The following is a 12998-nucleotide window of genomic DNA, read 5'->3' on the forward strand; positions in this document are numbered from 1 at the left end:
GGGCGAGGATGCGGGGGAGCATCATGTCGGTGCCCAGCTTGACCACCTCCTCGACGACCGCCTGGATGAGCTGCTTCTTACCGCCGAAGTGGTACGAGATCACGCCGGTGCTGATCTTGGCCTGCTTGGCGATCTTGGCCAGGGTGGTGTGGGGGTAGCCCTGGTCGGCGAGCACCTCGATGGCGCAGGAGATGATCTGTGCTCGGCGTGCCTCTTCAATGAAGGTTCGACTTTCTGGCGGCACGTTCAAAATCTTAAACGGCCATTCAAACGGAGGGAAGCCCCGGAGATCACCGGTCGCGCCTCCGTCCCGCTTACGGCTGCCTGGCACGGCGCACGATCGTTCACCACTGAGCCACCGACCGGGCCACAGACGGGGGCGCTCACTCAGCCGCCATCCGAGCCGCCATCCGAGCCGCCATCCGAGCCGCCATCCGAGCCGCCAACTGAGTCGCCGACTACGCCTGTCAGCAGTGCGCCGGCGAGTGGGAGCCGCTCGTACAGCACCTGATAGCCGTGACGGCGCGAGGTCAGCAATCCGGCGTCGCGCAGCACCGACAGGTGTGCCGACACCGAGGACGGCGCCAGGCCGTGGCGATGGGCGAGCGTCGTCGTCGAGGCGGGTCCGTCCAGGCCGGCGAGGATGGCGGCCCGGGTCCGGCCGACGAGCCGGACGAGCGCGTCGGACGCCGCCGCGGCGGGCTCGTGCCACAGCGCGCCCACTCCCCGGGCGGGGTAGATGAGCGTGGGCTGCCAGGGCGCGGCGAAGCCGCTCACCACCTCCGGCCAGGCGAAGACGTTGGGCACCAGGAGGAGGCCCCGGCCGTCGACCTCCTGTGCCGCAGGGGAGTGGTGCGGGGTCCGGTGCACGAGGGTGCGATCCGCCCAGACCAGGTCCGGATGCAGATCGGCGAAGAGCGCCTGCCACCCGCCCTCCGCCAGCCGGCTCGCCCGGTAGGCGATGTCGGCCTCCAGCAGCGCCCGGGCCCTCGCCCAGTCCGGCGCCAGGAGCGCCTCCCAGGCACGCTCGGTGAGATCGGCCAGCTCCTGAACGGCCCGCGCGGGGTCGGCGAGCGCCCGCCGACCTTGCGGGGATTCGGCGGCGCCCGGGGTGCAGGCCAGCGAGCGGGCCATCTCCTCTCGCGCCATGCCGGGATCGGTGGCACGCATGCGCGCCAGCTCGTCGGCGAAGGAGGCGGACGGCGTGTCGGGCGGTGCTCCGAGGAAGTCGGGGGTGTAGCCGCCACGCGGCGGCATGAAGAGCCACATGGGGGTCAGGTCGAGTCCAGCCACGACGGCGTGCATGCGCCGCAGCCACGGCCGGTGGTAGCCGTGCCGCTCCGGCCGCCGCAGCATCCGTAACGCCTCATGCGTCTGGCAGAGCGGCGAGATCGCGAACCGGCAACGCAGCAGATCATCGACGCCGAGCCGCATCCGCAACGGCACTCCGCCCTCCCGACTGATCAGAGGTGCTTCGCATTGTCCCCGACGGACGCCAACCGCAACCGAGATCCCCCGGATCGCACGGTGAGGCAACGGTGCCTTCGGCCAGGCACGCGACCGCATCGCGTGGCCAGGCGGCGTCAATGTCCGTCAGGCACGTAGCCGCAGTCCGCGTGGCGTCGGGTGGAACCCGGCCTCCTCCAGCGCCGCCGCCAGCGGTGAGTCGACGATGGAGGCGCCGTCGGCGCGCTCCACGGTCAGCTTCCCGAGCGCGCCATCCCGCACGGCCAGGGCGAGCGCGTCCACGGCGGGCTGCAACCGTTCGTCGTCGGCGAAGGACAGCAGCGTCTTGCCGCCGCGCTCGACGTACAGCACCAGATGCCCCTCCACGAGCACCACCAGCGATCCGGCCTTCCTGCCCGGTTTGTGCCCGACGTCGCCCGGGCGCTGCGGCCAGGGGAGCGCGGCGCCGTACGGACTGGCCGGATCGGCGGCGGCCAGCACCACGGCCCGCCGCTCAGCCCGCTTCGGCCGCCCGAAGGCCCCGGCACCAGAGCCCCAAGCGCCCGAGCCCCCAGCACCTGAAGCCCAAGCACCCGAAGTTCCGGCACCGGCACCCCCAGCACCGGCACCCCCAGCGCGGGCACCCCCAGCGCCGGCACCCCCAGCACTGGAGCCCCAAGCGCCCGAGCCCTCAGTGCCTGCCCCGCCAGCCGGCCCGAACGTGCCGGAGCCGGGCTCGCCCGCAGCATCCCCGGGAGATGCGGCCGGGGCGATGCCCGGTGACATGGCGCGCATCCGGTCCACCGCGCCCGGCAGCGCGAACTGCGCCCCGCCGAGCCCCTCGACGAAGTAGCCCCGGCGGCACCGCCCGCTCTCCTCGTAAGCCCGCAAGACCTGATAAATCGGCGTAAATCCGCCGGGCAGCCGCTCGGCCGTCACCGCACCCCTGGTCACCACCCCGTGCCGTTCCAGCAGGACCTCGGCCTGGGCCTGCGCCCGCTGGGTCGCGTCTTCGGCGGGTGAGGGCAGCAACCACCACCGCCCGCCCACGGTGGGCGGCCCGCTCCGGCTGGGCAGCACCGCCCGGCGCCGCCGCGTGGTGGCGGGCCGATGCGCGGGCCGCCCCGTGCCGAGCGTCGCCCGCAGCGGCGCGAGCGTGTCACCCGACACCCGCCCCGCCCACACCAGGTCCCACAGCGCGGAGACCAGCGCCGCGTCGTCCAGCGAGCCGAGCTGGTCGGAGATCCCCCGGAAGAACAGCGCGCCGCCCCCGCCCAGCAGCTCCAGGACGCGTTCGTGCACGGGCGTCATCGTGATCTCGGCAGGCTCGGGCAACAGCAGCGGCGCGGTGTCGGCGAAATAGAGGGCCACCCACCCGTCACCACCGGGAAGCGAGCCCTGCCCCACCCACATCACCTCGCCCGACGAGGTCAGCTCGTCGAGCAGCGCGGGATGGTAGCCGGGCACCCGCGAGGGCAGCACCAGCGTCTCGAGAGCGGAAGCGGGCACGGCTCCGCCCTGGAGTTGTTCGATGGAACGGATGAGCGCGTCCATCGCCCTGGCGGCCCCCGCGCCCCGGCCGCCGCCGTCCCCCGCCGACGTGCCCGGCCCGGTGATGCCGTGCCAAGCAGGCAGGAACAGCGCCAGCGTCTCCGGCGCGACCGGCTCGACCTCCTTGCGCAGCCGGGCCAGCGACCTGCGGCGCAGCATCCGCAGCACCCCGGCGTCGCACCACTCCTCGCCCCGCCCGCCAGGCCGGAACTCCCCGTTGACGACCCGGCCGGTCGCGGCCAGCCGCCGCAGCGCGTCGGTCACCACGGCCACGCCGAGCCCGAACCTGACGGCCGCCGTGCTCGCGTGGAACGGCCCCCGGGTGCGGGCGTGCCGCGCCACCAGGTCGGCCAGGGGATCGGCCACCGGCTCAAGGAACGCGTGCGGCACCCCGACCGGCGGCGGCACGCCGAGCGCGTCACGCATCCGGCCCGCGTCCTCGATCGCCGCCCACTGCTCCTCGCCCGCGATGCGTACGCGGATCGCCCGCCGGGCGCGTTCGAGCTCCTCCAGCCAGGCGGGGTCGCCGCCGCGCACGCTCACGTCGGGCGCCAGCAGCGGGCCGTGCGAGCGCAGCAGGTCGGCGAGGTCCTCCAGATCGCGCAGCGGCCGGTCGAGCCTGGCCAGCTCGCGCTCGCTGTCGGAGATCACGTCGGGGTCGAGCAGCTCGCGCAGGTCGGCCTGGCCGAGCAGCTCGGCCAGCAGCGAGGTGTCCAGCGCCAGGGCCTGCGCCCGGCGCTCGGCCAGCGGCGCGTCGCCTTCGTACATGAACGCGCCCACATAGTGGAACAGCAGTGACGCCGCGAACGGCGAGGCCTGTGACGTCTCCACCTCCACCACCCGCACCGTACGGGCGGCGATGTCGCGCATGAGCTGCACGAGCCCCGGCACGTCGAAGACGTCCTGGAGACACTCGCGCATCGTCTCCAGCACGATCGGGAACGAGGCGTACTGTGAGGCCACCCCCAGCAGGTGAGCGGCCCGCTGCCGCTGCTGCCACAGCGGGCTGCGCCGGCCGGGCGTGCGGCGCGGCAGCAGCAGCGCCCGCCCCGCGCACTCCCTGAACCGGGAGGCGAACATGGCGGAGCCGCCCAGCTCCTCGGTGACGATCTGCTCGATCTCCTCGGCGTCGAAGGCCGCCACGTCGGTCGGCGGCTCGGCCAGGGTGTCGGGGATCCGCAGCACGATGCCGTCGTCGGAGTGGACGGCCTGTACGTCGATGCCGTAGCGCTCGCGCAGCCGCCGGTTGATCGCCAGCGCCCAAGGAGCATGCACCCGCGCGCCATAGGGGGAGTGGATGACCACCCGCCAGTCGCCCAGCTCGTCATGGAAGCGCTCGACCAGCAGAGTCCGGTCGTCGGGAACGTAGCCGGTCGCCTCGCGCTGCTCGTCGAGGTAGGCCAGCAGGTTGCCGGAGGCGTATTCGTCCAGGCCCGCCGCCCGCATCCGGTCCGTCGAGCCCTGCTTGGCCTGCTCGCGGAGGAACTGCCCGATCGCCTTGCCCAGCTCGGCCGGCCGCCCCGGCGCGTCGCCGTGCCAGAACGGCAGCTTGCCCGGCTGGCCGGGAGCGGGGGACACCAGCACCCGATCGGCCGTGATGTCCTCGATCCGCCAGGAGGTGGCGCCCAGCACGAAGACGTCGCCCACGCGGGACTCGTAGACCATCTCCTCGTCCAGCTCGCCCACCCTGGAGGCGCGCTCGCCCACCAGGAACACGCCGAACAGGCCCCGATCAGGGATCGTGCCGCCGTTGGTGACGGCCAGCCGCTGCGCCCCTGGACGGCCCTGGAGCGTGCCGGTGACCCGGTCCCACACGATGCGCGGCCGCAGCTCGGCGAACTCCTCGCTCGGATAGCGCCCGGCCAGCATGTCGAGCGTCGCCTCCAGCGCGCTCCGCGGCAGCGTGGCGTAGGGGGCGGCCCGCTTGACCACGGACTCCAGCTCGTCGACCGTCCAGTCTTCCAGCGCGGTCATCGCCACGATCTGCTGGGCCAGCACGTCGAGCGGATTACGCGGATAGCGCAGCTCTTCGATCTGGCCGCTCTTCATCCGCTCGGCGACCACCGCCGTCTGCACCAGATCGCCGCGGTATTTGGGGAAGATCACGCCCCTGGACACCGCACCGACCTGGTGGCCGGCCCGGCCGATGCGCTGCAGCCCGCTGGCCACGCTCGGCGGCGCCTCCACGCACGCGACCAGGTCGACCGCGCCCATGTCGATGCCCAGCTCAAGGCTGGAGGTGGCGACCACGGCAGGCAGCCGGCCGGACTTGAGCGCCTCCTCGATCTGCGCCCGCTCCTCCTTGGAGACCGAGCCGTGGTGGGCGCGTACGACCTCCGTGACGGCGCCCTTGCTCGCCCCGGCCTGCGCCATCATGTCGGCGGGCATCCGCCGGACCGGCCCCTGCTGAGACGGGGACATCGGCCCTTCACCGGACATCGGCCGGCCCGGATCCGTCTCCCAGATCGAGAGGTCGACGGCCTCCATCCCCTGCGACCGGTTGTAGGCGAGCTCGTTGAGCCGGGTGCAGAGCCGCTCGGCCAGCCTCCTGGAGTTGGCGAAGACGATCGTGGAGCTGTGGGCCTCGATCAGGTCGAACAGCCGATCCTCGACATGGGGCCAGATCGACCGGTTGGCCGGCTCAGGGTCGAACTCCCCGTCCTCGCCCTGGGACTGCGGCCGGCCCTCCATCTCCGTCATGTCCTCCACGGGCACGACGACCTCGACCTCGATCTGCTTCTCCGACGGCGGCTGCACCACGGTCGCCGGCCGGGTGCCGCCCAGGAACGCCGCCACCTCGCTCACCGGCCGCACGGTCGCCGACAGCCCGATCCGCTGCGCGGGCCGGTCGAGCAACGCGTCGAGCCGCTCCAGGCTGAGCGCCAGATGGGCGCCGCGCTTGGTGGCCGCGACCGCGTGCACCTCGTCCACGATCACCGTCTCGACGTCGCGCAACGCCTCCCGAGCCTGGCTGGTGAGCAGCAGGAACAGCGACTCGGGCGTCGTGATCAGGATGTCGGACGGCTTGGCCGCGAACCGCCTGCGGTCCTGGGCAGGGGTGTCGCCGGAACGGATCGCCACCGAGATCTCCGGCACCGCCAGCCCGAGCCGCCGCGCGGTCTGCTTGAGCCCGGCCAGCGGCGCGCGCAGGTTGCGCTCGACGTCGACGGCCAGCGCCTTGAGCGGCGACACGTAGAGAACCCTGGTCCCCTTGGCCTCGCCAGACCCGGCCTTCGCCCCGCGCGCGGCCTTCGCGCCCGCCCCGCGCCCGGCTTTGCCCTTGGGCGGGCCGGAGTCGCCTTCGGGCTTGCGCTCGGCCGGCTCTGCTGCCAGCCTGTCGAGCGACCACAGGAACGCCGCCAGCGTCTTGCCGGACCCGGTGGGCGCGACGACCAGGGTGTTGTCGCCGCGCGCGATCGACTCCCACGCCCCCTCCTGGGCGGCGGTGGGAGATTGGAAGGCTCCAGTGAACCATTGCCTGGTCATCTGGCTGAAGTGGTCTAGCGAGCTCACCAGCACATACTGCCTCGCGCCACCGACAGAAAACGCATTGGCGCTGCGGGGTGTGATTGAGCCAGGGCTCAGGCGGACATACAGCGACCGTGACCATTGACTATGCGGCCATAGAAGCCCGCCGTGCGGAGATCAGGCAGCGTTACGTGTTACCGCACCGTCCGTCCAGCAGCGCGCGTGGCCTGCACCACATGGCCCTGCTGTCGTCGGATGTGGAGCGGACCATCGCGTTCTACCAGGAGCTCCTGGAGTTCCCGTTGACGGAGATCATCGAAAACCGCGACTACAAGGGGTCGAACCACTTCTTCTTCGACATCGGCAACGGCAACCTGCTCGCGTTCTTCGACTTCCCCGGGCTGGACCTGGAGCCGTACCAGGAAGTGCTGGGCGGGCTCCACCACGTCGCGATCTCCGTCGACCCCGCGACCTGGGAACGGCTGCGTGGAAAGCTGGAGATGGCCGGCGTGCCGCACCAGATAGAGAGCGGCGCCTCCATTTACTTCAAGGACCCCGACGGCGCCAGGCTGGAGCTGCTCGCCGACCATCTCGGTGAGATGTACGGCTCACACGTGCTGTGACCGCGGTGCGACGACGTCCCGCGACCGCATGGTGCGGCCGGATGGCGCGTCGCGATCGTGTGCCGTGCGCTTACGCCGCGACCGGGTCCGTGCCCGTACGCCGCGACGGCGTTCGTACCTGTATGTCGCGGCCTAGCGCCGCGACGCCCTCCGCGTCCGCGGCTTGCCCGCACGCGGCTCCTGCCGGATGCCGGCGTGCCGTTCTGATCGATCCGCCTTCTCCTTCTGTACGGTGACGCGCATCGCGAGTAATAACCTGCGGCGCTTGGCTCTGTTGGCCTTGGTCTTGGCGGTCTTCGGCGGTGAAGACTTGTGGGTCTTTGGCATGGGGATGTCTTACCCACACCCAAGGCGATTCCATACTTGAGTCCATGCGCCTGACCGAGTTCTGGAGAAGGATGAACGCCCATTTCGGCGAGACCTACGCCGAGTCATGGGCCCGCGACTACGTGCTCGCCCCCCTCGGCGGGCGGACGGTCGTGCAGGCGCTGGCCGACGGGGAGAGCGCCAAGACCGTCTGGCGCGCGGTCTGCCAGGTCGAGGAGGTCTCGTCGAAGCTGCGTTAGGCGTTCGTGGCCGGCCTCAGCGCTGCGGCTCCTGCGCCTGGTCCAGGGTTTCGCGCAGGGCTGAGGCCGTACGCTCCAGGTCGCCCGCGTCGCCCTGCCCTCCGGGGGACCAGAGGAACAGCCACCCGCGGTTCGACGGGGTCGCGAAGATGATCGTCTGGCGGCCGGTGCGCGGGTGCCACACCCACAGCACCGGATCGTCCCCGCCGATCATGCGGCTCACCAGGCCCTGATTGGGCAACAGCTCGGCGAGTGCCTCCAGATGGGTGCGCCGTTCCCCGGTGTAGCCACTCGCCACGTCGCCGCCTCCAGCCCTCGCCCCTGCCACTGAGTCTCCCCAGCTCACCGCGCATGACAACACGACGCCGCCAACCCTCCTGACGTTTACTCGGAGCGACGTGGTGATCGCGATTCCGCATCGTTCCGCCGCGTCGGGCGCGGCACCGTTCGCCGCGTTCCCGCCAGCGGCTCTCAGCGCTCCTGCCTCCGGTTTCCCACCGTCCCGTCCCCGATTCCCCGGGACGGCCGGGGCTTCGGGGTGGTGGCTTCGGCTTCCCTGGGGTGGCCGGTTTCGCGAGACGATCGACATTCCGTTCGATGCGGGTGAACGCCGGTCAGGTCCGGAGGCCGTACCCTGCTCGGATGCGGCGGATCCTCGTGGCCGGCATCACCGGAGCCGGCAAGTCGACGATGGCCCGGGCCTTGAGCACGCGCCTCGCGGTGCCGTACCACGAGATGGACGCCCTGCACTTCACCGGTCCGGGCTGGGCCGTGGACGGCGAGTTCGCCGCGCGGGTCGAGGGGATCGCCTCCGCGCCGGCCTGGATCTTCGACTCGTACGGCTACCCCGAGGTGCGCGACCTGCTGTGGGAACGCGCCGACACCGTGGTCTGGCTCGACTACGGCAGGCGGATCGTCATGCCCCGGGTGCTGCGGAGATCGTTGCGCAGGACTCTCACCCGCGAGCGCATCTTCGGCGGCAACAGGGAGACGCTGGCGAACTGGTTCCGCAGGGACCATCCGGTGTGGTGGGCCTGGGCACAGCACGGGGCTCGCAGGACGGACATCCACCGGCGCGCCCATGACCCGCGCTTCGCCCTGATACGCGTGATCCGTTTCGCCGCTCCGCAAGAGGCCGCGCGCTGGCTGCGCACGGTAGGCCCGGAGACGGTCACGGACGAATGAGCTCACGATTCCGGAAGATGGACCTGTAGCTGCGTGTTCCTGCTGTGATCGAACAGCCGTTCGGCTACCATTGACTTCGCCGGGCCACGACTTCCCCGACTGTCGCAGAAAATGTCGGTGGCAGGCCGTAGCTTTCACTCGACTGATCGGACCACGACCCTCCAGAGGGAGCTCCCATGGCTATCAACGACCGCGAGAAGGCCCTTGAGACCGCCCTCGCTCAGATCGAGCGGCAGTTCGGCAAGGGCTCCGTCATGCGACTGGGCGACGACGCCCGGGCTCCCATCGAGGTGATCCCGACGGGGTCGATCTCCCTTGACATCGCTCTCGGCATCGGCGGCCTGCCGCGGGGCCGCATCGTCGAGATCTACGGCCCTGAGTCCTCGGGTAAGACCACGATCGCCCTGCACGCGGTGGCCAACGCCCAGCGGGCCGGCGGCATCGCGGCCTTCATCGACGCCGAGCACGCCCTCGACCCCGAATACGCCAAGAAGCTGGGGGTGGACACCGACGCCCTGCTGGTCTCCCAGCCGGACACGGGTGAGCAGGCGCTCGAGATCGCCGACATGCTGATCAGGTCGGGCGCCGTCGACATCATCGTCATCGACTCGGTGGCCGCGCTGGTGCCCAAGGCCGAAATCGAAGGCGAGATGGGCGACAGCCACGTCGGTCTCCAGGCCCGCCTCATGTCCCAGGCCCTGCGCAAGATCGCCGGTGCCCTCAGCAGCACCGGCACCACTGCCATCTTCATCAACCAGCTCCGCGAGAAGATCGGCGTCATGTTCGGCAGCCCGGAGACCACGACCGGTGGTAAGGCGCTGAAGTTCTACGCCTCGGTTCGCATGGACATCCGCCGCATCGAGACGCTGAAGGACGGCACCGAGGCGGTCGGCAACCGCACCAGGATCAAGGTCGTCAAGAACAAGATGGCCCCGCCCTTCCGCGTCGCCGACTTCGACATCCTCTACGGCATCGGCATCTCCCGCGAGGGTGGCCTCATCGACATGGGCGTGGAGCACGGCTTCGTCCGCAAGTCCGGCGCCTGGTACACCTACGAGGGCGACCAGCTCGGCCAGGGCAAGGAAAACGCGCGTAACTTCCTGCGTAACCACCCTGACATGGCCAACGAGATCGAAAAGAAGATCAAGGACAAGCTGGGCGTGGGCCCCCGCCTCGACGCACCCGCCGAAGCTGCTGCCGCCGCGCCGGCCCCGGCCGCCGCCGCCCCGTCGGGCCGCGCCTCGAAGTCCACCCCGAAGCCTGGTGACGTCTGATCGGTCGCCACATGAGTGACACGGACCGGCCACAGGCGCCCCACCCCTCCCATGGGGGCGCCTGGCCCGCCCACTCGGCACCGAGCAACGCCCCATCGTGGGTTCGCGACGTCACGACACCTCACCACAGGACCATGCCGTGACCTCATCCCAGCATCCCGACACCACCCCGCCACCAGACCACTCCGCCACCCCGCGCCAAGACCACCTCGCGTCCCTGCCACCAGACCACCTCGCCATCTCGCCACCAGGGCGAGCCGGCACCCCGTCGCAAGATCACGGCATCACCTCACCACGAGGTCATGACGCCACCTCGGCACGCCGCCGAGACGTCGCCTCGTCACGAGGTCGCGACATGGCTCGCTCGGCTGCGGACGGCTGGCCATCGGTCGACGAGTGGCGCGAACAACGCACCCGCCTCCGCACCTCCCCATCCGCCGACCCAGACACCACCACCGCCGCCGACCAATCCGCCGAGCCCAACCCGCCATCTTCGGGCCGCAGCCAACCCGGCCCGGCCGACTCCCACGCCCCGGCTCTCAGCCAACCCGCCGAGGCGAACCCGCCGCTCTCCGACGCCAGTCGATTCGGCGAAGTCAACCCGCGGGTCTCCGACGCCAGCCAATTCGCCGAGGCCAACCGGCCGCCCTCTGACGCCGGCCAGTTCGGCGAGGCCGACTCCTACTTCCCGGGGCTCGGCCGGTCCAGTGCGGTCGATCTCCCGCCGTCGTACATTGCCGACGTGAGATCGACGGCAGACATTGCCGACGGTGACTCTGCCGAGGCGAGCCTCCGAGTTTCGGGTCTTGGCCGATCTGGTGGGGATGACGTCCGGTCCTCGGGTGACGTCCGGTCCTCGGGTTTCGGTGGATCCGGTGAGGATGACCTGTCGTCCGTGCACACCGCTGGCGGTCAACTTGGCGGGGCCGACTCTCGGTCTCCGGGGCGCAGCCGGCTCAGTTCGGCCGGTGCATCGGCCGTGGAGAGCGGCGACGGTCAACCCGGCGAGACAGACCTGCCGTTCTCGGGTCATGGGCGATCTCGCGAGGGAGCGCCGCCTGATGGCCAGAGGGCCAACGAGTGGCATTCCGAGGTGTTGGCGGGGAGCAGTTGGTTCGCGCCTGAGCAGGCGGACGGCGAGAAGACCGACAGGAGCGACAGGAAGCGGTCGGGTAAGGGACGCCGATCCGGCAAGCGGTCTGGTAAGAGGTCGCAGCGTCAGGGCTGGCCGACTGATGGAGAGGACGCCGAGAGCCAGGTCAGCGCCGGTCCGCCGGCGGATCCGGAGTCGGCGGCGCGGGCCATCTGTCTTCGGCTGCTCACCATGGCTCCCAAGACGCGTGCCCAACTCGCCGAGGCTCTCCGTAAGCGGGAAATTCCCGACGGAGCCGCTGAAGCCGTCCTCGGTCGCTTTTCCGAGCTCGGCCTGATCAACGACGAGGCGTTCGCGGCGGCGTGGGTCGATTCCCGGCACCACGGTCGTGGCCTGGCCAAGCGTGCCTTGGCAGCCGAGCTGCGTCATCGCGGCGTGGACACCGAGACGGTCAACGAAGCGGTGGAGCGCTTGGACTCCGATCAGGAGGCGGAGACGGCTCGGCGGCTGGTGGATCGCAAACTGTCGGCCACCCGATCCCTCGACCCGCAGACCCGCACCCGTCGGCTGGCCGGGATGCTCGCTCGCAAGGGCTATTCCTCCGGTTTGGCCTTCCGGGTCATCCGAGAGGCGCTTGAGCAGGAAGGCATCGACCTGGAGGAGGACTTTCCGGACTGACCGCCTTTTGTGACGTCGTGGACTTGTCTGGGTGGATCCACGTGCTCGGCCCATCTGTCCGTTGCTGGGTCGGTTCGTTCGGCTGGTTCCGGTCGGCTGGGTCTACCTCGTCTGTCGGCTGGGCCTGCTTCGTCCGTCGGTGGATGCACTTCGGCTGGTAGCCGGTTGGGTCCGCCCGGATGGTTCTACTCGTCCGTCTGGTCCGGTGGTGGCTTCACTTCGTCTGGTCAGGCTCACTCACCTGCGTTTGGCGATGGCTGTGGTCAGTTGAGACAGCCGGTCGCGGTGGGGTGGGGCTTCCGGGTTGCGAGTCGGGGTCTACGGCTCTACGCCTTCGGTTCAGGCTGGTGGAGGTGGCACAAGAGGGATCTTGCCGCTGCCGCTGCCGCTGCCGCTGCCCCTGCGCGTGCGTGGTGTGTGTCCCGCTGCCATCACGTCGGAGAGCTGCAGTCTGTGGCGCCCTGCCGCGAGGTCACGCTTCCGGCGTCTCGCGTTGCCGGGGTGTACTTCCGCTTCCGCCGTCCCTGTCGATCATCGTGGCGGCTACTGATCTGGCGCAGAGGATGGTTTCCTGCTCTAATCCCGCTTCCCGCTTCCCGCTTCCCGCGTCGCCGGGCCGCGTCGCCGGGCCGCGTCGCCGGGCCGCGTCGCCGGGCCGCTGGGTCGCGTTTCCCTCGTCTCGTGCCACGTCGTGCTACTTGACGTTCTGTGTCGCCGGGTTGTGCTTCTTGCGTTCCTTGCCGGAAGAGTCCGGAAGGCCGTGCCGACCTGGTCTGGCGGCCAGGTCGCGCACGGTCAGTCCGATGGGTAGGAGTACGTCCGTCGTTGTGCGCAGGAGTGCGCGTTCGTAGCCTTGCGCTCTGATTCGTCCCGCCTGGTCGGACTCTTGGGGCCCGTCGATCCAAGGGCTTCGGCGGTCCAAGGGTCTTGTCGGTTCGAGCCTCGCGGTCCAAGGTGCTCGTCGATCAGGAGGGCTGTAGGTCAAGATTTCGTCGGCTGCTTCAAGGACCCTGGGAGCCTGGGGGAGCACGGTGCCTGTGTGATGTGGGAGTGGTTCGGCGGGGTCGGCCGGGGCGGGGAAGCCGGTCTCGTAGGGGGAGCCGAGGCTGGGGAG

At 70.6% G+C, this 12998-nt stretch carries 10 protein-coding genes; 6 read left to right on the forward strand and 4 right to left on the reverse strand.

The window, feature by feature from the left end:
- Both ETD85_RS52795 and ETD85_RS52800 read right to left on the reverse strand, forming a co-directional pair.
- Nucleotides 1-244, reverse strand: a 244-nt coding sequence (locus tag ETD85_RS52795; RefSeq protein ID WP_206059442.1) for a TetR family transcriptional regulator, incomplete at its 3' end; no start/stop codon positions are given.
- A 143-nt stretch (nt 245-387) separates the two neighbouring features.
- Nucleotides 388-1446 (reverse strand): ArsR/SmtB family transcription factor, encoded by a 1059-nt coding sequence (locus ETD85_RS52800; protein ID WP_138697416.1) that lies wholly within the window; start codon nt 1444-1446, stop codon nt 388-390.
- Between ETD85_RS52800 and ETD85_RS67780 the strand changes: the two genes are divergently transcribed.
- Nucleotides 1391-1531 carry a hypothetical protein gene (locus tag ETD85_RS67780; RefSeq protein WP_379507412.1) on the forward strand — a complete coding sequence of 47 codons (141 nt, stop codon included), beginning with the start codon at nt 1391-1393 and terminating at the stop codon, nt 1529-1531. The two genes, ETD85_RS52800 and ETD85_RS67780, sit on opposite strands and share 56 nt — an antisense overlap.
- A gap of 62 nt (nt 1532-1593) precedes the next feature.
- Here the strand turns inward: ETD85_RS67780 and ETD85_RS52810 are convergent, their stop codons facing one another.
- Entirely contained in the window at nt 1594-6483 is a 4890-nt protein-coding gene (locus tag ETD85_RS52810) for an ATP-dependent helicase (RefSeq protein WP_138697426.1), read from the reverse strand.
- A gap of 116 nt (nt 6484-6599) precedes the next feature.
- Between ETD85_RS52810 and ETD85_RS52815 the strand changes: the two genes are divergently transcribed.
- On the forward strand, nt 6600-7088 hold the full coding sequence (locus tag ETD85_RS52815; RefSeq protein ID WP_138697417.1) for a VOC family protein: 489 nt from the start codon (nt 6600-6602) through the stop codon (nt 7086-7088).
- A 371-nt stretch (nt 7089-7459) separates the two neighbouring features.
- Nucleotides 7460-7654 (forward strand): DUF3046 domain-containing protein, encoded by a 195-nt coding sequence (locus tag ETD85_RS52825; RefSeq protein WP_138697419.1) that lies wholly within the window; start codon nt 7460-7462, stop codon nt 7652-7654.
- A gap of 16 nt (nt 7655-7670) precedes the next feature.
- Here ETD85_RS52825 and ETD85_RS52830 read toward each other — a convergent pair whose 3' ends face one another.
- Complete coding sequence (locus ETD85_RS52830; protein ID WP_138697420.1) at nt 7671-7952, reverse strand: hypothetical protein; 282 nt, start codon at nt 7950-7952, stop codon at nt 7671-7673.
- Nucleotides 7953-8296: 344 nt separating this feature from the next.
- Between ETD85_RS52830 and ETD85_RS52835 the strand changes: the two genes are divergently transcribed.
- From ETD85_RS52835 to ETD85_RS52845, 3 genes are all read left to right on the forward strand, one after another.
- Nucleotides 8297-8839: a P-loop NTPase family protein gene (locus tag ETD85_RS52835; protein WP_138697421.1), complete on the forward strand. Its 543-nt coding sequence runs from the start codon at nt 8297-8299 to the stop codon at nt 8837-8839.
- 176 nt (nt 8840-9015) lie between these two features.
- Nucleotides 9016-10113: a recombinase RecA gene (gene recA / locus ETD85_RS52840; RefSeq protein WP_138697422.1), complete on the forward strand. Its 1098-nt coding sequence runs from the start codon at nt 9016-9018 to the stop codon at nt 10111-10113.
- 355 nt (nt 10114-10468) lie between these two features.
- On the forward strand, nt 10469-11884 hold the full coding sequence (locus ETD85_RS52845) for a regulatory protein RecX (RefSeq protein ID WP_138697423.1): 1416 nt from the start codon (nt 10469-10471) through the stop codon (nt 11882-11884).
- Nucleotides 11885-12998 lie beyond the last annotated feature (1114 nt).

Source organism: Nonomuraea zeae, from assembly GCF_005889725.1.
GTDB classification, from domain to species: domain Bacteria; phylum Actinomycetota; class Actinomycetes; order Streptosporangiales; family Streptosporangiaceae; genus Nonomuraea; species Nonomuraea zeae.

Coding starts and splice junctions, on each gene's coding strand:
- recA (WP_138697422.1), top strand. CDS start 9,016: ATGGCTATCAACGACCGCGAGAAGGCCCTTGAGACCGCCCTCGCTCAG.
- ETD85_RS52835 (WP_138697421.1), top strand. CDS start 8,297: ATGCGGCGGATCCTCGTGGCCGGCATCACCGGAGCCGGCAAGTCGACG.
- ETD85_RS52825 (WP_138697419.1), top strand. CDS start 7,460: ATGCGCCTGACCGAGTTCTGGAGAAGGATGAACGCCCATTTCGGCGAG.
- ETD85_RS52810 (WP_138697426.1), bottom strand. CDS start 6,483: ATGACCAGGCAATGGTTCACTGGAGCCTTCCAATCTCCCACCGCCGCC.
- ETD85_RS52845 (WP_138697423.1), top strand. CDS start 10,469: ATGGCTCGCTCGGCTGCGGACGGCTGGCCATCGGTCGACGAGTGGCGC.